The organism is Pseudomonas inefficax, assembly GCF_900277125.1.
GTDB lineage: Bacteria > Pseudomonadota > Gammaproteobacteria > Pseudomonadales > Pseudomonadaceae > Aquipseudomonas > Aquipseudomonas inefficax.
In genome coordinates this window covers 59,913-80,547 of record NZ_OPYN01000063.1, presented here as the reverse complement: position 1 = coordinate 80,547, position 20,635 = coordinate 59,913, and the positions used below count along the sequence as shown (strand labels likewise).

The window sequence follows — 20,635 nt, the reverse complement described above, 5'->3', positions numbered from 1 at the left end:
CCCGCCATGACCATCAACCTCGGCACCGCCAACGAATTCATCGCCCGCCACATCGGCCCGCGCGCCGCTGACGAGCAGGCCATGCTGGCCGCCCTCGGCTTCGACTCGCTGGAAGCCATGACCGCCGCGGTCATCCCTGACAGCATCAAGGGCACCAGCGTGCTCGGCTCGCACGACGGCCAGAGCGAAGCCGACGCGCTCGCCGCGCTCAAGGCCATCGCCGGCAAGAACCAACTGTTCAAGAGCTACATCGGCCAGGGCTACTACAATACCCACACCCCGGCGCCGATCCTGCGCAACCTGCTGGAAAACCCGGCCTGGTACACCGCCTATACCCCGTACCAGCCAGAAATTTCCCAGGGCCGTCTGGAAGCGCTGCTGAACTTCCAGACTCTGATCAGCGACCTGACCGGCCTGCCGATCGCCAACGCCTCGCTGCTCGACGAAGCCACCGCTGCCGCCGAGGCAATGACCTTCTGCAAGCGCCTGTCGAAGAACAAGGCCAGCCACGCCTTCTTTGCCTCCGTGCACTGCCACCCGCAAACCCTCGACGTGCTGCGCACCCGTGCCGAACCGCTGGGCATCGAGATCGTGGTCGGCGACGAGCGCGAGCTCAGCGATGTCAGCGCCTTCTTCGGCGCCCTGCTGCAGTACCCGGCCAGCAACGGTGAAGTGTTCGACTACCGCGAAGTGGTCGAGCGCTTCCACGCAGCCAATGCCCTGGTCGCCGTTGCCGCCGACCTGCTGGCCCTGACCCTGCTGACCCCGCCGGGCGAATTCGGTGCCGACGTGGCCATCGGCAGCGCCCAGCGCTTCGGCGTACCACTGGGCTTCGGTGGGCCGCACGCGGCCTACTTCTCCACCCGTGACGCATTCAAGCGCGACATGCCGGGCCGCCTGGTCGGTGTGTCGATCGACCGCTTCGGCAAGACCGCCCTGCGCCTGGCCATGCAGACCCGCGAACAGCACATCCGCCGCGAAAAGGCCACCAGCAACATCTGCACCGCACAGGTGCTGCTGGCCAACATCGCCAGCATGTTCGCCGTGTACCACGGCCCGGCCGGCCTCAAGCGCATCGCCGAACGTACCCACGCCCTGACCGCGATCCTGGCCGCCGGCCTGAAAACGCTAGGCGTACAGGTAGTAGGCGCCAGCGCCTTCGACACCCTGACCCTGGCCACCGGCAATGCCACTGCCGGCCTGCATGAAAAGGCGCGCGCCCAGGGCATCAACTTGCGCCAGATCGACGCCGCCCACGTGGGCCTGTCGCTGGACGAAACCAGTAGCCAGGGCGATGTCGAGGCCCTGTGGCAACTGATCGGTGGCGACCTGGCCCAGCCGGACTTCAACGCACTGGCCGCCAGCACCGGCTCGCTGCTGCCTGCCGCCCTGCTGCGTCAGTCGGCCATCCTCGCGCACCCGGTATTCAACCGCTACCACAGCGAAACCGAGCTGATGCGCTACCTGCGCCGCCTGGCCGACAAGGACCTGGCGCTGGACCGCAGCATGATCCCGCTGGGCTCGTGCACCATGAAGCTGAACGCCGCCAGCGAAATGATCCCTGTCACCTGGGCCGAGTTCGGCAACCTGCACCCGTTTGCCCCGGCCGAGCAGAGCCAGGGCTACCTGCAAATGACCACCGAGCTGGAGGCCATGCTCTGCGCCGCCACCGGCTACGACGCCGTGTCGCTGCAGCCCAACGCCGGTTCCCAGGGCGAGTACGCAGGCCTGCTGGCCATCCGCGCCTATCACCGCAGCCGTGGCGAAGGCCACCGCGACATCTGCCTGATCCCGTCGTCGGCCCACGGCACCAACCCGGCAACCGCGCACATGGCCGGCATGCGCGTGGTGGTCACCGCCTGTGATGCCCGCGGCAACGTCGATGTCGAGGACCTGCGCGCCAAGGCCATCGAGCACCGCGAGCGCCTGGCCGCGATCATGATCACCTACCCGTCGACCCACGGCGTGTTCGAGGAAGCGATCGGCGAAATCTGCGCGATCATCCACGACAACGGTGGCCAGGTGTACATCGACGGCGCCAACATGAACGCCATGGTCGGCCTGTGCGCCCCGGGCAAGTTCGGTGGCGACGTTTCGCATCTGAACCTGCACAAGACCTTCTGCATCCCGCACGGCGGTGGCGGCCCGGGCGTCGGCCCGATCGGTGTCAAGTCGCACCTGGCGCCGTTCCTGCCCGGCCACGCGCAGCTGGAAAACACCGAGGGCGCGGTTTGCGCCGCGCCGTTCGGCAGCGCCAGCATCCTGCCGATCACCTGGATGTACATCCGCATGATGGGCGGTGCCGGCCTCAAGCGTGCCTCGCAGATGGCGATCCTCAACGCCAACTACATCGCCCGTCGCCTGGAAGAGCACTATCCTGTTCTGTATACCGGCGGCAATGGCCTGGTTGCCCACGAGTGCATCCTCGACCTGCGCCCGCTGAAGGAAACCAGCGGCATCAGCGTAGACGACGTGGCCAAGCGCCTGATCGACTTCGGCTTCCACGCCCCGACCATGTCCTTCCCGGTTGCAGGCACGCTGATGATCGAACCGACCGAAAGCGAGTCCAAGGAAGAACTGGACCGCTTCTGCGATGCGATGATCCAGATCCGCGAAGAAATTCGCGCGGTCGAGAACGGCAGCCTGGACAAGGACGACAACCCGCTGAAGAACGCCCCGCACACTGCGGCCGAGCTGGTTGGCGAATGGGCCCATGGCTACAGCCGCGAGCAGGCGGTGTACCCGCTGCCGAGCCTGGTGGAAGGCAAGTACTGGCCGCCGGTCGGCCGGGTCGATAACGTGTTCGGCGACCGCAACCTGGTGTGCGCCTGCCCGTCGATCGAGAGCTATCAGGACGCCTGATAGCCCCTGCCCCGCCACCTACCCTTGGATGGCGGTCCCTGTGGGAGCGGGTTTACCCGCGAATGCGATTGTGGCTTTACCGCCGCATTCGCGGGTAAACCCGCTCCCACAGGGTTCAATGTCCACTCAGCATCTCTGGCAGGAGGTCCCATGTCACTGAGCGTCTTCGACCTGTTCAAGATCGCCATCGGCCCCTCCAGCTCGCATACTGTCGGCCCGATGCGCGCAGCCGCGCGCTTCGCCGAAGGGCTGCGCCGTGATGGACTGCTTGCCCGTACCGTCAGCGTCAAGGCCGAGCTTTACGGCTCGCTAGGCGCCACCGGCAAGGGCCACGGCAGCGACAAGGCCGTGCTGCTGGGCCTCGAAGGTGAACACCCCGATGTCATCGACACCGACACCATCCCTGCCCGCCTGCAGGCCATCCGCGACAGCGGTCGGCTGTACCTGCTCGGCGAGCACGACATCGCCTTCACCGAAAAGCAGCACCTGGCAATGATCCGCAAGCCGCTGGACTACCACCCCAACGGCATGATCTTCCGCGCCTTCGACGAGGCAGGCCTGCAAATTCGCAGCCGCGAGTACTACTCGGTGGGCGGCGGTTTCGTGGTCGACCAGGACGCCGCCGGCCACGACCGCATCGTCGAGGACAGCACACCGCTGACCTACCCGTTCAAGACCGCCAAGGAGCTGCTCGGCCATTGCACCGGGCAAAACCTGTCGATCAGCCAGGTAATGCTGGCCAACGAGGCGGCCTGGCGCCCCGAGGCGCAAACCCGTGCCGGGCTGCTGCGCATCTGGCAGGTGATGCAGGATTGCGTCGAAGCCGGTTGCCAGCATGAAGGCATCCTGCCTGGCGGGCTGAAGGTCAAGCGCCGGGCGCCGGCGTTGTACCGGCAACTGAGCCGCCACCCCGAAGCCAGCCTGCGCGATGCCCTGTCGGTACTCGACTGGGTCAACCTCTATGCCCTGGCGGTGAACGAGGAAAACGCCTATGGCGGGCGTGTGGTCACTGCGCCGACCAACGGCGCGGCGGGCATCGTCCCGGCGGTGCTGCACTACTACATGCGCTTCGTACCGGGTGCCAGCGAGGACGGGGTGGTGCGGTTTCTGCTCACCGCCGCAGCCATTGGCATCCTGTACAAGGAAAACGCCTCCATCTCCGGTGCCGAAGTTGGCTGCCAGGGCGAGGTCGGCGTGGCCTGTTCGATGGCCGCCGGGGCGCTGTGCGAAGTGATGGGGGGCAGCGTGCAACAGGTGGAAAACGCTGCCGAAATCGGCATGGAACACAACCTGGGCCTGACCTGCGACCCGATCGGCGGGCTGGTCCAGGTACCTTGTATCGAGCGCAACGCCATGGGCTCGGTGAAGGCAATCAACGCGGTGCGCATGGCCTTGCGCGGCGACGGGCAGCACTACGTGTCACTCGACAAGGTCATCCGCACCATGCGCCAGACCGGCGCCGACATGAAAAGCAAATACAAAGAGACCGCCCGTGGCGGCCTGGCCGTCAACATCATCGAGTGTTGACCCGACAACAAAAGCAAGGAGTCACCGATGTCCGAAACACTGCTCAAGACCCCACTGCACGCCCTGCACCTGGAACTGGGTGCGCGCATGGTGCCGTTCGCCGGCTATGACATGCCGGTGCAGTACCCGTTGGGCGTGCTCAAGGAACACCTGCACACCCGCGAGCAGGCCGGCCTGTTCGATGTCTCGCACATGGGCCAGATCATCCTGCGCGGCAGCGATGCGGCCAAGGCCCTGGAAAGCCTGGTGCCGGTGGATATCATCGACCTGCCGGTGGGCATGCAGCGCTATGCCATGTTCACCAATGAGCAAGGCGGCATCCTCGACGACCTGATGGTCGCCAACCTGAGCGACGATACGCTGTTCCTGGTGGTCAACGCCGCCTGCAAGGAGCAGGACCTGGCCCACCTGCAAGCGCACATCGGCAGCCGTTGCGAGGTGCAGCCGCTGTTCGAGCAGCGCGCCCTGCTGGCCCTGCAAGGCCCGGCGGCGGTCAAGGTGCTGGAGCGTCTGGCGCCGGAAGTGGCCGGCATGACCTTCATGCAGTTCCGCCCGGTGAAACTGCTCGGAGAAGACTGCTTCGTCAGCCGCTCGGGCTACACAGGCGAAGACGGCTACGAAATTTCGGTACCGGCACATGCCGCCGAAGCCTTGGCCCGCCGCCTGCTGGCCGAGCCCGAAGTACAGCCGATCGGCCTGGGTGCGCGCGACTCCCTGCGCCTGGAAGCCGGCCTGTGCCTGTATGGCCATGACATGAACACCGAGACCACGCCGGTGGAAGCCAGCCTGCTGTGGGCCATTTCCAAGGTTCGCCGTGCCGATGGCGCGCGTGCCGCAGGCTTCCCGGGTGCCGAAGCCATCTTCGCCCACCAGCGCGATGGCGTGGCGCGCAAACGTGTGGGCCTGTTGCCGCAGGAGCGTACGCCAGTACGTGAAGGCGCGGATATTGTCGATGCAAGCGATAAACCTGTAGGCAAAGTGTGCAGCGGCGGCTTCGGCCCGACACTCGGTGCACCTGTAGCAATGGGTTATATCGATAGTGAACATACAGCTATCGACACGCCACTGTTTGCCGTTGTGCGCGGGAAGAAGGTTGCCTTGAAAGTCAGCAAAATGCCTTTCGTGACACAACGTTACTACCGGGGCTGAAGCCGCTTTGTGAAGGTTGCGGGCAGGTTCGACATATTCGTTTTCGAACCTGTCCAATAACTTTTGGAACATGGCGCCAGGCCAGGCGCCATGCCGTTTCCGACAAATCGGTCGGTTATCGGCAAACGGCCGATTTTCCATACGACCAAGGGCTTGTTTTTCGCTCGGGAGTTGGCGTAGAGTCACTGCACTGTGTTTGCATGGGTCGCAACAGTTCGTGACCTGGGCCAGTAGCCGCAATCTGCTACAACCCGTTCGACGTCTCTTACTTTCCTGCAACCCAGCCCAGTAATCTTTTGCTTCCTGTTATTGCAAAAGAAACTGTCATTAAAATTCAAGCTTCATAGGAAATAAGACAATGGCTGAGCGTCAGAACGGTACCGTCAAGTGGTTCAATGACGAAAAAGGTTACGGTTTCATCACCCCAGAAAGCGGTGCTGATCTGTTCGTGCACTTCCGCGCTATCGAAGGCAACGGCTTCAAGAGCCTGAAAGAAGGCCAGAAAGTCTCCTTCGAAGCAGTGCAGGGCCAGAAAGGCCTGCAAGCTGACAAAGTTCAGGTCATCGGCTAAGCTGAACCCGACTTCGAAAAAGCCCCTGCCAAGTGCAGGGGCTTTTTTTTGCCCGTAGAATAGCGGCTTCGTCTTCTGGAGCCGTATTGCATGTCCAAGCCTCTGCTTACACCCCAGGGTGATTTTCCGCCGGTCGGCCTGGGTCGGCGCCTGGCGGCGATGTTCTATGACTTCCTGTTGTGCACGGCGCTACTGATCGTGACGGCCGGCGCCTACAAGATGATCCAGATGGCGATCATCGGCGAAGCCCGCATGCGTGAGCTGACCGAGGCTGGTGCACTCGACGGCGACCCACTTCTGTCCACCGTGCTGCTGTTCGTCCTGTTCGGTTTCTTTGCCAAGTTCTGGACCCATGGTGGGCAGACCCTGGGCATGCAGGTGTGGGGTGTGCGCGTGCAGAACACCGATGGCACGGCCATCAGCCTGTGGCAGGCGCTGCTGCGGTTCGTGGTGTCGATTGCCTCGTGGCTGTGCCTGGGGTTGGGTTTTTTCTGGGTGTTGGTCGACAAGCGCAAGCGGGGTTGGCATGACATCTATTCGGAAAGCCAGCTGGTGCGGGTGCCGAAGCAGAAGAAATGAACTGAGACTTGTATTGCCTGCTCCGGCCTCTTCGCGGGCTTGCCCGCTCCCACAGGTTCATCACAGGTCCTGAGGATGGTGAGGTTTCTGTGGGAGCGGGCAAGCCCGCGAAGAAGGCAACACAAATGCCAGCAAAAAGCCGACCCTGAGGTCGGCTTTTTTGTGCAGCTCAGGCCATCAACCAGCCCGGCGCAACAACCACACACCTGCCAGCGCACAGATGCCCGCCGGGATCACCACCGCCAGCAGCGGCGGGAAGCCGAACACCTGGCTCGACGGCCCCAGCAGGTCCTGGGCGATGCGGAACACGAAGCCCACCAGCACACCGGTGAACACGCGCTGGCCAAGGGTTACCGAACGCAGCGGGCCGAAGATGAAGGAAATGGCCATCAGCACCAGCGCCGCGGTCACCATCGGCTGCAATACCTTGGTCCAGAACGCCAGCCAGTAACGGGCATTGTTCAGGCCCTGGTCGGACAGGTAGTGGATGTAGTCCCACAGCCCGGTAATGGACAGCGACTCCGGTGCCAGGATCACGGTATTGAGCAGTTGCGGCGTAAGCGAAACGTCCCAGCGCTCCTGCGGCGCGGTCACCACTTCGGTGTGGTCGCCACGGAAGAAGGTGGTGCGCACGTCGCTGAGCATCCAGTGGTCGTCCTGGTACTGTGCACGGCGGGCGAAGCTCGAGGTGACAATCTTGCGCTCGCTGTCGAAACGGTAACGGGTCACACCCAGCAGCAGGCCGTTAGGCTGCACGGCGTTGATGTGCACGTACTCCTCGCCCTGGCGATGCCACATGCCGCGCTTGGAACTTTGCGCATCACCACCGCCCTGGGCCAGGGAACGGTCGGCCTGGGCCTTGTTCTCGGTCACCGGCGCCACGTACTCGCCGATCAACAAGCCGACCAGCATCAGTACCAGCATCGGCTTCATCACCGCCCAGACGATGCGCCCGATGGAAACCCCGGCAGCGCGCATGATGGTCAGTTCGCTGCTGCTGGCCAGGCTGCCCAGGCCGATCAGGCAGCCGATCAGGGCGGCCATCGGCAGCATTTCGTACAGGCGCCGTGGTGCGGTCAGCAAGACGAAGTTGCCCGCCTCCATCACCGTGTAGGTGTCACTCAGGTCGCTCATCTCGTCGATGAAGGCAAACAGCGAAGCCAGGCCGAGGATGATCCCCAGCACGGCGAGGATGGCCAGCAGCACGCTCTGGCCGATATAGCGGTCGAGCTTACCCATGGGCCACCTCCGCACGACGGGCGGCGCGCTTGAGGCGCAGCGGCTCCCAGTACATCAGGCCCAGGCCGATCAGCAGGAACAGGCCGTGGACCCACCACATGCCCAGGGCGATCGGCAGTTTGCCCTTCTCGAGGGCGCCGCGTACGGAAATCAGCATTGTCAGGTAGGCCATGTACAGAAGAATTGCCGGCAGCAGCTTGAGGAAGCGGCCCTGGCGCGGGTTGACCCGGGACAGCGGCACCGCCAGCATGGTGACGATGAACACCAGGATCGGCAGCGACAACCGCCATTGCAGCTCGGCGCGCTCGCGCAGGCCCTTCTTGCCGATCAGCTCGGAAGTGGGGATGGCTTCGCGGTCGGTTACTTCCTCGGCGACTTCCGGCTTGGGCAGCAGCACGCCGTAGGTGTCGTACTTGATCGCACGGTAATCGGCCTGGCCCGGGTTGCCGTCGTAACGGTAACCGTTTTCCAGCACCAGGTAGCGGTTGCCATCGGCCTGGATTTCCTGGTGGCCTTTTTCGGCAACCAGCACCGACGGGGCGCGGTCCTTGGTCTTGTCCTGGTTGAAGCGCTTCTCGGAAATGAACACCCCGGCCAGGTTGATGCGGTCATCCGACAGCTCTTCGGTGTAGGTCACCCGCGAGCCGTCGCGCAGGGTCTGGAAGCGGCCCGGCACCAGGGTGTCGAACTCGGTCAGGGCGTCCTGCTGGGCGATGATCTGCTGCACCTGGGCCACCCCCAGCGGCGCCAGGCTCAGGCTCAGCCAGGCCACCAGCAGGGCGACCAGGGCGGCCGGCGCCATGGTCAGGCCCAGCAGGCGCTGCTGGCTCATGCCGGTGGCCGACAGCACGGTCATCTCACTTTCCAGGTACAGGCGCCCGTACGCCAGGAGAATGCCGAGGAACAGCCCCAACGGCAGGATCAACTGCAGGAAGCCCGGCAGACGGAAGCCCATGATCAGGAACAGCACGCTCGGGTCCAGCACACCCTGGGCAGCCTGGGCCAGGTACTTGATGAAGCGCCCGCTCATGATGATCACCAGCAGCACGGCGCTGACGGCGCTCAAGGTCACCAGGACCTCGCGGGACAGATAACGAAAGACGATCAAACCAGACACTCCTGGGTTGTCAGGGCGGACTGCCAATCAATGGCGCCAGACAATGACTTAGTACAGCCAAGACCAATGCCGGTTCGCCAAAGGCGAACCTCCATGTAAAGTGCGCGCATTATCCTGTGATTGACCGCCCCTGTCACTTCGCCGCGCATGAAGGCGCACAACGGGGTTGTCAGCACGCTTGCCGCAGGCTCAAACTGGCAGCTTTTCCGCTGGCGCGCGACTACGCGGCCAGGCCCGTCCAGAGCGCTGGAATACACAGCGCCGACTGTATCGATCATTCGGGGATCCTGACATGGAACTGGTTGTAAAAAGCGTAGCTGCTGCATCCGTAAAAACCGCCACCCTGGTCCTCCCGGTAGGTGAAAACCGCAAGCTCGGCAGCGTGGCCAAGGCCGTCGACCTGGCCAGCGAAGGTGCCATCAGTGCCGTGCTCAAGCGTGGAGACCTGGCCGGCAAGCCCGGCCAGACCCTGCTCCTGCAGAACCTCGCGGGCCTGAAGGCCGAGCGCGTGCTGCTGGTGGGCAGCGGCAAGGACGAAGCCCTGGGTGACCGCGCCTGGCGCAAGCTGGTCGCCAGCGTTGCCGGCGTACTCAAAGGCTTGAACGGCACCGACGCCGTGCTGGCCCTGGACGATATCGCGGTCAGCAACCGCGATGCCCACTATGGCAAGTACCGCCTGCTGGCCGAAACCCTGCTCGACGGCGAATACGTGTTCGATCGCTTCAAGAGCCAGAAGGCCGAGCCGCGCGCGCTGAAAAAGATCACCCTGCTGGCCGACAAGGCCGGCCAGGCCGAGGTCGAACGTGCCGTCAAGCATGCCAGCGCCATCGCCACCGGCATGGCCTTTACCCGCGATCTGGGCAACCTGCCGCCCAACCTGTGCCACCCTAGCTTCCTGGCCGAACAGGCCAAGGATTTGGGCAAGGCGCACAAGGCGCTGAAAGTCGAAGTACTGGACGAAAAGAAGATCAAGGACCTGGGCATGGGCGCGTTCTACGCCGTCGGCCAGGGCAGCGACCAGCCGCCACGCCTGATCGTGCTCAACTACCAGGGTGGCAAGAAGGCGGACAAACCGTTCGTATTGGTGGGCAAGGGCATCACCTTCGACACCGGCGGCATCAGCCTCAAGCCTGGTGCCGGCATGGACGAAATGAAATACGACATGTGCGGTGCCGCCAGCGTGCTCGGCACCCTGCGTGCGGTGCTAGAGCTGCAGCTGCCGGTCAACCTGGTGTGCCTGCTGGCCTGCGCCGAGAACATGCCGAGCGGCGGCGCCACCCGCCCGGGTGACATCGTCACCACCATGAGCGGGCAGACCGTGGAAATCCTCAACACCGACGCCGAAGGCCGCCTGGTGCTGTGCGACACCCTGACCTATGCCGAGCGTTTCAAGCCGCAGGCAGTCATCGACATCGCCACCTTGACCGGTGCCTGCATCGTCGCCCTGGGCAGCCACACCACCGGCCTGATGGGCAACAACGACGACCTGGTCGGCCAGTTGCTCGACGCCGGCAAGCGCGCCGACGACCGTGCCTGGCAGCTGCCGCTGTTCGATGAGTACCAGGAGCAACTGGACAGCCCGTTCGCCGACATGGGCAACATCGGCGGGCCGAAGGCCGGGACCATCACCGCCGGCTGCTTCCTGTCGCGCTTTGCCAAGGCCTACGACTGGGCGCACATGGACATCGCCGGCACCGCCTGGGTCAGCGGTGGCAAGGACAAGGGCGCCACTGGCCGCCCTGTGCCCCTGCTGACCCAGTACCTGCTGGACCGCGCCGGCGCCTGACGCCATGAAGCCGGTGGCGCCCCGCGCCACCGGCCGGCGATACCATCATGAGCAAAGTAGATTTCTACATACTGCCCACCGACTCGTTGTCGGCGCGGCTCGATTTCGCCTGCAAGCTGTGCGAAAAGGCCTGGCGCCTCGGCCACCGGGTCTACCTGCACTGCCAGGACGCCGAGCAGCGCAGCGAGCTGGATCAACGCCTGTGGCGTTTCAAGGGCGAAGCCTTCGTGCCACACGATCTCGTGGAGATGCATGCTGACGCCAGCGTGGCACTGGGCCTGGCGGCCGACAGTGCGGGCGACCACCACGACCTGTTGATCAACCTGGGCGCGGGTGTACCGGGCTTTGTCGGCCAGTTCGAGCGGGTGGCCGAAATCGTCATTGAAGAGCCTGGCATCCGCCAATCGGCCCGTGAACGATTCCGTTTCTACCGTGAACAGGGCTATGCTCTGCAAGACCACCGCTTACAGCGACTTTGACGACGATGGACAAGCCCTCCCCCCTGCCCGACTCCGCCCATCTGCTCGATGACCTCGAGTCGATACGCCAGCTGCTTGGCGACGCCGACCTGCAACCACCGCTGCTGACCGAGACGGTGGAGCAGATCCCGTTGCTGCTTGAAGAAGCGCCCGGCAACCACGCGCCAGCGGCCGAGCCGGTAGCTGCCGAGCCCGAAGATGACCCGCAGACCCGCCGCCAGGACACCCTGCTGCACCTGGAAAGCGAGCTGCGCGCGGCGGCGCAAATGATCATGCAGGATGTGATCAATGACTTTACCCCGCATATCGAGAACGAGATCAAGCGCCGGCTGGATGCGCGGATCGAGCGGTTGATCAAGCGTTCGGAGTAAACCTGAAAATTCGGCGGCGCCTGCTTCGCGGGTAAACCCGCTCCCACAGGGATCGCAGGAGCCCTAAGACTTGTGAGGTCTCTGTGGGAGCGGGTTTACCCGCGAAGAGGCCATGCCTGCCCTGCCAGATAGCAGCAGCTTGTCGCCTGCGGCCCCCAGCTTGGTTATACTTCCCGGCTTTCCCGAATAAATGCACAGGGTCCCGCCGCGCATGGATAAGACCTACCAGCCGCACGCCATCGAAACTTCCTGGTACAACACCTGGGAGTCCGAGAACTATTTCGCTCCACAAGGTGCAGGCGAGTCCTACACCATCATGATCCCGCCGCCGAACGTGACCGGCAGCCTGCACATGGGCCACGGGTTCAACAACGCGATCATGGACGCCCTGATCCGTTTCCGCCGCATGCAAGGCCGCGACACCCTGTGGCAGCCAGGCACCGACCACGCCGGTATCGCCACCCAGATGCTGGTCGAGCGCCAGCTCGAGGCCAAGGGCCAGAACCGGCATGACCTGGGCCGCGAAAAGTTCCTGGAAAAGGTCTGGGAATGGAAGGACCAGTCCGGTGGCAACATCAGCCGTCAGATCCGCCGCCTGGGCTCGTCGGTCGACTGGAGCCGCGAGCGCTTCACCATGGACGACGGCCTGTCCGAAGCGGTCAAGGAAGCCTTCGTGCGCCTGCATGAAGACGGCCTGATCTACCGCGGCAAGCGCCTGGTCAACTGGGACACCAAGCTGCACACGGCCATCTCCGACCTCGAAGTGGAAAACCACGACGAAAAGGGCCACCTGTGGAACCTGCGCTACCCACTGGCCGACGGCGCCAAGACCGCCGAAGGCAAGGACTACCTGGTCGTCGCCACTACCCGTCCGGAAACCTTGCTGGGTGACGCCGCCGTGGCGGTCAACCCGAACGACGTGCGCTACCAGGCACTGATCGGCAAGTTCGTCGAACTGCCGCTGGTTGGCCGCCGCATTCCGATCATCGCCGACGACTACTGCGACCCCGAGTTCGGTACCGGCTGCGTGAAGATCACCCCGGCCCACGACTTCAACGACTACGAAGTCGGCAAACGCCACAACCTGCCGCTGCTGAACATCTTCGACAAGAACGCCTTCGTGCTCGCCAGCGCGCAGGCCTTCAACCTCGACGGCAGCGTCAACGAGCAGGTGGACACCCGCCTGCCGGCCCAGTACGCCAACCTCGACCGCTTCGTCGCGCGCAAGCAGATCGTTGCCGACCTGGATGCCCAAGGCCTGCTGGTGAGCATCGACGACCATGCCCTGAAAGTACCGAAAGGCGACCGTTCGGGCACCGTCATCGAGCCGTGGCTGACCGACCAGTGGTACGTCTCCACCAAGCCGCTGGCAGAACCTGCCATCGCCGCCGTGGAAGACGGCCGCATCCAGTTCGTGCCCAAGCAGTACGAGAACATGTACTTCTCCTGGATGCGTGACATCCAGGACTGGTGCATCAGCCGCCAGCTGTGGTGGGGCCACCGCATTCCGGCGTGGTACGACGAGGCCGGCCAGGTCTATGTCGGCCGCAACGAGGAAGAAGTGCGCGCCAAGCACAACCTGGGCGCCGATGTGGTCCTGCGTCAGGACGACGACGTACTCGACACCTGGTTCAGTTCGGGCCTGTGGACCTTCTCCACCCTGGGCTGGCCGGAGCAGACCGAGTTCCTCAAGAAGTTCCACTCCACCGACGTGCTGGTGACCGGCTTCGACATCATCTTCTTCTGGGTTGCGCGCATGATCATGCTGACCATGCACCTGATCAAGAACGAGGATGGCACCCCGCAGGTACCGTTCAAGACCGTGTACGTGCACGGCCTGGTACGTGACGGCCAGGGCCAGAAGATGTCCAAGTCCAAGGGCAACGTACTGGACCCGCTGGACATCGTCGACGGCATCACCCTCGACGCCCTGCTGGAAAAGCGCACCAGCGGCATGATGCAGCCCAAGCTTGCCGAGAAGATCGCCAAGCAGACCAAGGCCGAGTTCCCCGAAGGTATCGCCAGCTACGGCACCGACGCCCTGCGCTTCACCTTCTGCTCGCTGGCCTCCACCGGCCGCGACATCAAGTTCGACATGGGCCGCGTCGAAGGCTACCGCAACTTCTGCAACAAGATCTGGAACGCCGCCCGCTACGTGCTGGACAAGGGCGAGGACTGCGGCCAGAACGGCGAAGCCTACGAGCTGTCGCTGGCCGATCGCTGGATCATCTCGCAGCTGCAGCGTACCGAAGCCGAAGTGACCCGCCAGCTGGAGCAGTTCCGCTTCGACCTGGCCAGCCAGGCGCTGTACGAGTTCATCTGGAACCAGTACTGCGACTGGTACCTGGAGCTGTCCAAGCCGGTGCTGTGGGACGAGAACGCCCCGGTCGAGCGCGCCCGTGGCACCCGCCGCACCTTGGTGCGCGTGCTGGAAGTGGCGCTGCGCCTGGCGCATCCGTTCATGCCGTTCATCACCGAAGAAATCTGGCAGCGCATCGCGCCGCTGGCCGGCATCGAAGGCAAGACCATCATGCTGCAGCCATGGCCGGTGGCCAATGAAAGCCGCATCGACGCCGCCGCCGAAGGCGACATCGAGTGGCTCAAGGAACTGATGGTCGGCCTGCGCAACATCCGCGCCGAAATGAACATCGGCCTGGGCAAGCCGCTGCCGCTGTTCCTGAAGAACGCCAACGCCGATGACCAGCGTCGCCTGCAGGAAAACGAAGCCCTGCTGAAGAAACTGGCCAAGGTCGAATCGTTCACCGTACTGGGCGATGCCGACGAAGCGCCGCTGTCGGCCACCGCCCTGGTCGGTGACCTGCAAGTGCTGGTGCCAATGGCCGGCCTGATCGACAAGGATGCCGAACTGGCGCGCCTGAACAAGGAAATCCAGCGCCTGCAGGGTGAAGTGGCACGCGTGGGTGGCAAGCTGTCCAACGCCGCCTTCGTCGACAAGGCACCGCCTGCCGTGATCGAAAAAGAGCGCGCCAAGCTGGCCGAGTCCGAACAGGCCCTGGCCAACTTCACCGAGCAGCATGCGCGGATTGCAGCGCTTTAATCACTAGAGAAAAAGCTGGGGCCGCTTTGCGGCCCTTTCGCGACACAAGGCCGCTCCTACAGGGACGGCGCCGGTCTGAAGGGCGCCGCTATCCTGTAGGAGCGGCCTTGTGTCGCGAAAGGGCTGCAAAGCAGCCCCAGGCTCTATCAGCCACCGCTCGTATAGGGCTGGACACTGCCATGACCCCGAACAAACCCACCCTGCACCCGCGCAACCGCCACCAGGGCCGCTACGACTTCCCCAGCCTGATCAAGGCCCACCCTGACCTGGCGCGCTTCACCATCACCAACCCCCACGGCAAGCCCAGCATCGACTTCGCCAACCCCGAGGCCGTGCGGGTGTTCAACCGTGCCCTGCTCAAGGCCCAGTACGGCATCCAGCACTGGGATATCCCTGCCGACTACCTGTGCCCGCCGATTCCCGGCCGTGCCGACTACATCCACGTGGCTGCCGACCTGTTGGCCGAGGACAATGCCGGCGAGATCCCCAAGGGCGCCCAGGTGCGTGCGCTGGACATCGGCGTGGGTGCCAACTGTATCTACCCTCTGCTGGGCCACAGCGATTACCGCTGGCGCTTCCTCGGCTCGGACATCGACCCAGTGGCCCTGGCTTCGGCAAAGGCCATAGTCCAGGCCAACGGCCTGGGCAAGGCCATCACCCTGCGCCAGCAGGCCAACCGTGCACATATCCTCAGCGGCTTGCTGCAGGAGGGCGAACGCTTCGACCTGACTCTGTGCAACCCACCCTTCCATTCCTCACGCGACGAAGCCACCCGTGGCAGCCAGCGCAAGTGGAAGAACCTGGGCAAGCAGGACCCCAGGCGCAAGCTGCCGGTGCTCAACTTCGGTGGCCAGAACAACGAACTGTGGTGCGAGGGCGGCGAGATCCGCTTCGTCACCCAACTGGTCGGTGAAAGCGTGCAATACGCCAAACGGGTGCTGTGGTTCACCAGCCTGGTGTCCAAGGCCAGCAACCTGCCGGGGATCGAGGCCGCGCTCAGGAAAGCGGGCGCCAAGACCGTGCGCATCAGCGAAATGGGCCAGGGGCAGAAGCAAAGCCGCATGGTCGCCTGGAGCTTCCACGACGACGCCGCGCGCCAGGCCTGGCACGCCGGGCGTAAAACCCAGGCATGAAAAAACCGCGCCCGGGCAAGCCGGGCGCGGTTTCGTCAAAGCTTCAACAATTACTTGTTGATGGCGTCGGTCAGCACTTTGGCTGGAACGAACTTGACGACTTTCTTGGCAGCGATTTCGATGGCAGCGCCAGTCGAAGGGTTGCGGCCGGTACGGGCAGGACGCTCGGTGACTTTCAGCTTGCCGATGCCTGGCAGAGTGATTTCAGCGCCGTTTTCCAGCTGGTCGGCAACGATCTGGCCCAGTTGCTCCAGAGCGTTCTTGGCGGTGGCTTTTGGCGCGGCGATCGATTCGGCGATGTCGGCAATCAGTTGGTCTTTGGTCAATGCCATGGTGGTGTTCCTTCCCTATCAAATTCGATGGTTATGCAGCGGACTACGACGTTATCGGGCCAGCCCCTGAAAGTGGAGGGCCGCGCCAATCGCGTATGTAGATACGCAAATCGACGTTTGGTTCGACACGACGACAGCACGCTGCCAGCAATGCGCCACACAAGGGCGCAAGACCGCGCAAAGCTACCACAGGAACGGATAAATATCCGCTGCGCGCTTCGATTTAATGCAGGTTTTTCGGGGGTTTTAGCTTAAAACGCGCAAATTTGAACAAAAAACGAACAACCGGCATTTCTGCCAACATCCGGCCACTGCATCGCCTTGCGTCTGGGGTAAACTGGCCGACTTTTGCAGCTCGCCGAGAATCCCATGCCAATCCGTCATTGCATCGTTCACCTGATCGACAAAAAGCCCGATGGCAGCCCCGCCGTGCTGCATGCCCGCGATTCCGAGCTGGCCGCCTCCGACGCCATCGAAAACCTGCTGGCCGACCTCAATGACAGCTACAACGCCAAGCAAGGCAAGGCCTGGGGCTTTTTTCACGGCGAGTCCGGTGCCTACCCGCTAAGCGGCTGGCTGAAGCAGTACCTGGACGAAGAAAAGGACTTTACCGCCTTCAGCCGCGTGGCCGTGGAGCACCTGCAGAAGCTGATGGAAGAGTCCAACCTGTCCACCGGCGGCCACATCCTGTTTGCTCACTACCAGCAAGGCATGACCGAATACCTGGCGATCGCCCTGCTGCACCATAGCGAAGGCGTGGCGGTGAACGCCGAGCTCGATGTCATGCCTTCGCGCCACCTGGACCTTGGCCAGTTGCACCTGGCGGCGCGCATCAACCTGTCGGAGTGGAAGAACAACCAGAACTCCAAACAGTACATTTCGTTCATCAAGGGCAAGAACGGCAAGAAGGTTTCGGACTACTTCCGCGACTTCATCGGCTGCCAGGAGGGCGTCGACGGCCCGGGCGAAACCCGCACCCTGCTCAAGGCCTTCAGTGACTTCGTCGAGAGCGAAGACCTGCCGGAAGAGTCCGCCCGCGAAAAAACCCAGACCCTGGTCGAGTACGCCACTACCCAGACCAAGCTGGGCGAGCCGGTCACGCTGGAAGAGTTGTCCAGCCTGATCGACGAGGACCGGCCCAAGGCGTTCTACGACCACATCCGCAACAAGGACTACGGCTTGTCGCCGGAAATCCCCGCAGACAAGCGCACCCTCAACCAGTTCCGCCGTTTCACCGGGCGTGCCGAGGGGTTGTCGATCAGCTTCGAGGCGCACCTGCTGGGGGACAAGGTCGAGTATGACGAAGAGGCAGGGACCTTGATCATCAAGGGCCTTCCGACCACCCTGGTGGATCAGCTCAAACGCCGTAAAGACTGATAACCTCGGGGCTGCTGCGCAGCCCTAGATCACGGTAGAAGCGCCATAAGACGCCACCAACGCCTCCTTCGCAGATTTGCGCAGCCGCTTCACCAACCGCTCCTGGCGTAACGCCTCGCCCTTGTCCGGCCATTGCTCCACATACACCAGCGCCTGGGCCGGGCTGGTCTTGAAGTAACGCGCGCCCTGCCCTTTCTGGTGCGCCAGAAAGCGCCGCTGCGGGTCATCGCTGATGCCGCAATACAACGAACCATTGGCCGCCCTTACCAGGTAGACATACCAAGGTTTGCTGGCGGCGATCTGGACGGATTCACTCACCCTGGGCCTGCTGGTATGCGCGCAATCCTTTGAACGCCTGCTGGCGTACCTTGTTCTGCACCAGCGGCGACCAGCCCAGCAGCATGCCTGGCACGCCCAGCGCCTGCCGCGACCAGCGCCACAAGTCGAACTGGTCATCGTGCTGGCAGATCCGCCCGTCACGGATCACGAAACGCGCCTGGATATCGTTGACCACGATGCGGCCGGTCTGGCTGAACAGGTAGGTGGCCACCCAATGCGCGGCCCCCGTGCGTTCATCGGCGCGGACGTTGTCGAAGGTCAGGGTGAAGTCCTTGGCCCGGCTGCTGAGCATTCGCCACATGTCGCCTGCGTCCTTGCCACGCAAGGTGCCGAAGACCGGGTCGCTGAAGACGATATCGTCGCTGTAGCAGGCGACCATGGCCTCGGCATCCAGGCGCTGGAAGGCCTGGTAGAAGCGGGTGATCAGGTCGCGGTTGGCGTCGCTCATGGGGCTGGTCCGTCCTGGGGATGAAAGCAGCACGATAATCTGCCCCGGTTGGTTATGCCAGTACCGGCCCTTTCGCGGGTAAACCCGCTCCCACAGGTACCACACTGCTTCAAGATGTGTGCGATTCCTGTGGGAGCGGGTTTACCCGCGAAGAGGCCAGCACTGCCAACATACCCCTTCAGACTTTCTCGCTGCTCACCCGCACATGCAAAGCCCGTCCTGCCCCCAGGCCGAACACGATGGCACCCACCCCAAGCACGGCAAAAATCCACCCGACAGCCGACCAGCCGCTGGTCAAGTCATGCACCAGCCCCACCGCAAGCGGCCCCATCGACGCCAGGGTATAACCCACCCCCTGCGCCATGCTCGACAGGTTCGCCGCGACATGGGCATCTTTCGAGCGCAACACGATCAAGGTCAGCGCCAGGGCAAAGGTACCGCCCTGCCCCAGGCCCAGCACCACCGCCCAGCCCCACAGCCCGGAAAGCGGCGCATACAGGCAACCGAACAGGCCGGCCAGGGTAATCAGCATGACCAGCACGATCGCCAGGCGCTGGTCCTTGCCGCGGGTGGCCAGCCAGGGCGCACTGAGCGAACTGACCAGTTGCACGATCACCGACCCCGACAGCACCAGCCCCGCCTCGGTCGGGCTCAGGCCGCGGCCGATCAGGATCGATGGCAACCAACCAAAGACGATGTAGGCCAGTGACGACTGCAGGCCCATGTACAGGGTCACCTGCCAGGCCAGCGGATCACGCCACAGCCCACGCACGCGATAGGCCACCTTGTGCAGGCCATGCCCCTGGCGGGCCTGCGGCAGCCATACCAGCATGGCCAGCAGGGCCGGCACTGCCCAGAAGCCCAGCCCCAGCGCCCAGCTGCCGTCGAAATGCTGCGCCAGCGGGACGGTCGCCCCCGCCGCCATCGCCGCCCCCAGGCACAGCGCCATGGTATAGACGCCGGTCAGTGTGCCGGCGTGCTGCGGGAAGTCGCGCTTGACGATACCCGGCAACAGCACGCCAATGATGCCGATGCTGGCCCCCGCCATTAGGCTGCCGAGGAACACCCCGGTGGCCCCTAGGCTACTGCGCACGACGATGCCAAGCGCCAGGGTGGCGAGGATGCCGAGAATCACCCGCTCGCTGCCAAAACGCCGCGCCAGCACCGGCGCCAACGGGGCGAACAGGCCCAGGCATAGCACTGGCAAGGTGGTCAACAAACCGGCCTGCGAGGCATTCAGCCCCAAGCCTTCGGACACCAGGCCCAGCACCGGCGCCATGCTCGACAATGCCGGGCGCAGGTTCAATGCCACCAGCACCAGGCCCAGCAACAACAGCCAAGGCCGCTGCAGTAGCACCGGCTGCTGTTGGACCTGCTCGTCGTCAGCCTCGGCGTCGATCAGCAACTCATCGAGGTCCCGATCGCTAGGCGGGGTGTTACGGGTGATGGAATCAGCCATGGCTTTCTCGGAGTCAGGATTCGATAAGGGTACGGCTCAGGCGCTTGGCCTGCTCCGCATCGCGTTGCTCGATGGCGGCAAGGATCTGCCCATGCAGGTCGAACGTGGCCTGGCAGCGCGGCACGGTCGCCATGTTGTGCTGCAGCGCGGCCGCCACTACCCCGGAAAAGTACCGGTACAGCTCGCTCAAGGCCGGGTTATGGGCGGCATCGACGAGCCGCTGGTGGAACACCAGGTCGCAGGCCACGTAGGCATCGATATCACCGTGAAAATGCCCGGCGCTGTTGGCCAGGGCATCACGCAGCGCCTGCAGGTCGGCATCGGTTCGGCGCAATGCAGCCAGGCCGATGGCCTCGGCTTCGAGGATGTGCCGGGTTTCACGGGCCTGCTCGGGCGTACAGCGCGACATCGCCTGTACTGCCTGTAGCGGGTCCTGGGCCGTGCGCAAGTAGCTGCCGTCGCCCTGGCGAATTTCCACCAGGCCGCTGAACGCAAGCACGCGCATGGCCTCGCGCACCGTGTTGCGACTGATGCCCAGTTGCAGGGCCAGTTCCGGCTCGGTCGGCAGGCGCTGACCGACTTGCCAGTCGCCCAGCATGATCCGTTCGCGCATGCGCTCGACGGCCAGTTCGACCAGTGAACGCTTGGTCAATTCGGTGCTCATGTAACTCAACCAATCATCCGATGAATCTGGTCAGCATAATGTATACCGGCAATACAGCAAACACTGATGGTTTGTGGCGATAGTGGAAATCCCTGTGGGAGCGGGCATGCCCGCGAAGAATCCAACGCGATGGATGGCACCGGCG

Annotated in this window: 18 protein-coding genes; 11 read left to right on the top strand and 7 right to left on the bottom strand. The window is 63.8% G+C overall.

Features of this window, described 5'->3' with window-relative positions:
• Positions 1 to 6 precede the first annotated feature (6 nt).
• The 5 genes from gcvP (at position 7) to JV551A3_RS06785 (ending at position 6,688) form a co-directional block, all read left to right on the top strand.
• Positions 7 to 2,862, top strand: coding sequence for an aminomethyl-transferring glycine dehydrogenase (gene gcvP, locus JV551A3_RS06810; protein ID WP_133970380.1), 2,856 nt, complete (start codon positions 7 to 9; stop codon positions 2,860 to 2,862).
• A 150-nt stretch (positions 2,863 to 3,012) separates the two neighbouring features.
• Positions 3,013 to 4,389 carry an L-serine ammonia-lyase gene (locus JV551A3_RS06800; protein ID WP_133970382.1) on the top strand — a complete coding sequence of 459 codons (1,377 nt, stop codon included), beginning with the start codon at positions 3,013 to 3,015 and terminating at the stop codon, positions 4,387 to 4,389.
• 27 nt (positions 4,390 to 4,416) lie between these two features.
• Positions 4,417 to 5,538, top strand: a complete 1,122-nt coding sequence (gene gcvT, locus JV551A3_RS06795; RefSeq protein ID WP_133970383.1) for a glycine cleavage system aminomethyltransferase GcvT — start codon at positions 4,417 to 4,419, stop codon at positions 5,536 to 5,538.
• A gap of 358 nt (positions 5,539 to 5,896) precedes the next feature.
• Positions 5,897 to 6,109: a cold-shock protein gene (locus tag JV551A3_RS06790; RefSeq protein ID WP_075043881.1), complete on the top strand. Its 213-nt coding sequence runs from the start codon at positions 5,897 to 5,899 to the stop codon at positions 6,107 to 6,109.
• Between the two features lie 90 nt (positions 6,110 to 6,199).
• On the top strand, positions 6,200 to 6,688 hold the full coding sequence (locus JV551A3_RS06785) for an RDD family protein (RefSeq protein ID WP_133978451.1): 489 nt from the start codon (positions 6,200 to 6,202) through the stop codon (positions 6,686 to 6,688).
• A gap of 177 nt (positions 6,689 to 6,865) precedes the next feature.
• Here the strand turns inward: JV551A3_RS06785 and lptG are convergent, their stop codons facing one another.
• Both lptG and lptF read right to left on the bottom strand, forming a co-directional pair.
• Positions 6,866 to 7,927: an LPS export ABC transporter permease LptG gene (gene lptG / locus JV551A3_RS06780; protein WP_025337842.1), complete on the bottom strand. Its 1,062-nt coding sequence runs from the start codon at positions 7,925 to 7,927 to the stop codon at positions 6,866 to 6,868.
• Positions 7,920 to 9,035 carry an LPS export ABC transporter permease LptF gene (gene lptF / locus JV551A3_RS06775; RefSeq protein WP_015269075.1) on the bottom strand — a complete coding sequence of 372 codons (1,116 nt, stop codon included), beginning with the start codon at positions 9,033 to 9,035 and terminating at the stop codon, positions 7,920 to 7,922. The genes lptG and lptF overlap by 8 nt, the downstream gene beginning before the upstream one ends.
• Before the next feature lie 301 nt (positions 9,036 to 9,336).
• Here lptF and JV551A3_RS06765 point away from each other — a divergent pair, with 301 nt between their 5' ends.
• From JV551A3_RS06765 to rlmF, 5 genes are all read left to right on the top strand, one after another.
• Positions 9,337 to 10,830, top strand: coding sequence for a leucyl aminopeptidase (locus JV551A3_RS06765; RefSeq protein WP_133970385.1), 1,494 nt, complete (start codon positions 9,337 to 9,339; stop codon positions 10,828 to 10,830).
• Positions 10,831 to 10,877: 47 nt separating this feature from the next.
• On the top strand, positions 10,878 to 11,309 hold the full coding sequence (locus JV551A3_RS06760) for a DNA polymerase III subunit chi (RefSeq protein ID WP_133970386.1): 432 nt from the start codon (positions 10,878 to 10,880) through the stop codon (positions 11,307 to 11,309).
• Positions 11,310 to 11,314: 5 nt separating this feature from the next.
• Positions 11,315 to 11,680, top strand: a complete 366-nt coding sequence (locus JV551A3_RS06755) for a DNA polymerase III subunit chi (protein ID WP_112250802.1) — start codon at positions 11,315 to 11,317, stop codon at positions 11,678 to 11,680.
• A 211-nt stretch (positions 11,681 to 11,891) separates the two neighbouring features.
• The gene (locus tag JV551A3_RS06750) at positions 11,892 to 14,738 is read left to right on the top strand and encodes a valine--tRNA ligase (protein ID WP_133970387.1); all 2,847 of its coding nucleotides are present in this window, start codon (positions 11,892 to 11,894) and stop codon (positions 14,736 to 14,738) included.
• Between the two features lie 179 nt (positions 14,739 to 14,917).
• Entirely contained in the window at positions 14,918 to 15,871 is a 954-nt protein-coding gene (gene rlmF / locus JV551A3_RS06745) for a 23S rRNA (adenine(1618)-N(6))-methyltransferase RlmF (RefSeq protein WP_133970388.1), read from the top strand.
• A 50-nt stretch (positions 15,872 to 15,921) separates the two neighbouring features.
• On the opposite strand, the gene JV551A3_RS06740 is transcribed toward rlmF, so the two are convergent.
• Entirely contained in the window at positions 15,922 to 16,203 is a 282-nt protein-coding gene (locus JV551A3_RS06740; protein ID WP_112250800.1) for an HU family DNA-binding protein, read from the bottom strand.
• 369 nt (positions 16,204 to 16,572) lie between these two features.
• Between JV551A3_RS06740 and yejK the strand changes: the two genes are divergently transcribed.
• Entirely contained in the window at positions 16,573 to 17,580 is a 1,008-nt protein-coding gene (yejK, locus tag JV551A3_RS06735) for a nucleoid-associated protein YejK (protein ID WP_085624016.1), read from the top strand.
• Between the two features lie 24 nt (positions 17,581 to 17,604).
• Here the strand turns inward: yejK and JV551A3_RS06730 are convergent, their stop codons facing one another.
• From JV551A3_RS06730 to JV551A3_RS06710, 4 genes are all read right to left on the bottom strand, one after another.
• Positions 17,605 to 17,898, bottom strand: a complete 294-nt coding sequence (locus tag JV551A3_RS06730) for a GIY-YIG nuclease family protein (protein WP_133970389.1) — start codon at positions 17,896 to 17,898, stop codon at positions 17,605 to 17,607.
• Positions 17,891 to 18,367, bottom strand: a complete 477-nt coding sequence (locus tag JV551A3_RS06725; protein WP_133970390.1) for a nuclear transport factor 2 family protein — start codon at positions 18,365 to 18,367, stop codon at positions 17,891 to 17,893. Before JV551A3_RS06725 ends, JV551A3_RS06730 begins: the two co-directional genes overlap by 8 nt.
• Positions 18,368 to 18,545: 178 nt before the next feature.
• The gene (locus JV551A3_RS06715) at positions 18,546 to 19,826 is read right to left on the bottom strand and encodes a CynX/NimT family MFS transporter (RefSeq protein ID WP_133970391.1); all 1,281 of its coding nucleotides are present in this window, start codon (positions 19,824 to 19,826) and stop codon (positions 18,546 to 18,548) included.
• A gap of 13 nt (positions 19,827 to 19,839) precedes the next feature.
• Positions 19,840 to 20,490 (bottom strand): FadR/GntR family transcriptional regulator, encoded by a 651-nt coding sequence (locus JV551A3_RS06710; RefSeq protein WP_133970392.1) that lies wholly within the window; start codon positions 20,488 to 20,490, stop codon positions 19,840 to 19,842.
• Between the last annotated feature and the right edge of the window lie 145 nt (positions 20,491 to 20,635).

What these genes read in the sequence shown, in the direction of transcription:
- JV551A3_RS06755 (WP_112250802.1), top strand. Translation starts at nt 11,315, where the DNA reads ATGGACAAGCCCTCCCCCCTGCCCGACTCCGCCCATCTGCTCGATGAC.
- JV551A3_RS06710 (WP_133970392.1), bottom strand. Translation starts at nt 20,490, where the DNA reads ATGAGCACCGAATTGACCAAGCGTTCACTGGTCGAACTGGCCGTCGAG.
- JV551A3_RS06740 (WP_112250800.1), bottom strand. Translation starts at nt 16,203, where the DNA reads ATGGCATTGACCAAAGACCAACTGATTGCCGACATCGCCGAATCGATC.
- JV551A3_RS06760 (WP_133970386.1), top strand. Translation starts at nt 10,878, where the DNA reads ATGAGCAAAGTAGATTTCTACATACTGCCCACCGACTCGTTGTCGGCG.
- JV551A3_RS06725 (WP_133970390.1), bottom strand. Translation starts at nt 18,367, where the DNA reads ATGAGCGACGCCAACCGCGACCTGATCACCCGCTTCTACCAGGCCTTC.
- rlmF (WP_133970388.1), top strand. Translation starts at nt 14,918, where the DNA reads ATGACCCCGAACAAACCCACCCTGCACCCGCGCAACCGCCACCAGGGC.
- JV551A3_RS06790 (WP_075043881.1), top strand. Translation starts at nt 5,897, where the DNA reads ATGGCTGAGCGTCAGAACGGTACCGTCAAGTGGTTCAATGACGAAAAA.
- JV551A3_RS06750 (WP_133970387.1), top strand. Translation starts at nt 11,892, where the DNA reads ATGGATAAGACCTACCAGCCGCACGCCATCGAAACTTCCTGGTACAAC.
- JV551A3_RS06785 (WP_133978451.1), top strand. Translation starts at nt 6,200, where the DNA reads ATGTCCAAGCCTCTGCTTACACCCCAGGGTGATTTTCCGCCGGTCGGC.
- JV551A3_RS06765 (WP_133970385.1), top strand. Translation starts at nt 9,337, where the DNA reads ATGGAACTGGTTGTAAAAAGCGTAGCTGCTGCATCCGTAAAAACCGCC.
- gcvP (WP_133970380.1), top strand. Translation starts at nt 7, where the DNA reads ATGACCATCAACCTCGGCACCGCCAACGAATTCATCGCCCGCCACATC.
- JV551A3_RS06800 (WP_133970382.1), top strand. Translation starts at nt 3,013, where the DNA reads ATGTCACTGAGCGTCTTCGACCTGTTCAAGATCGCCATCGGCCCCTCC.
- JV551A3_RS06715 (WP_133970391.1), bottom strand. Translation starts at nt 19,826, where the DNA reads ATGGCTGATTCCATCACCCGTAACACCCCGCCTAGCGATCGGGACCTC.
- lptG (WP_025337842.1), bottom strand. Translation starts at nt 7,927, where the DNA reads ATGGGTAAGCTCGACCGCTATATCGGCCAGAGCGTGCTGCTGGCCATC.
- gcvT (WP_133970383.1), top strand. Translation starts at nt 4,417, where the DNA reads ATGTCCGAAACACTGCTCAAGACCCCACTGCACGCCCTGCACCTGGAA.
- yejK (WP_085624016.1), top strand. Translation starts at nt 16,573, where the DNA reads ATGCCAATCCGTCATTGCATCGTTCACCTGATCGACAAAAAGCCCGAT.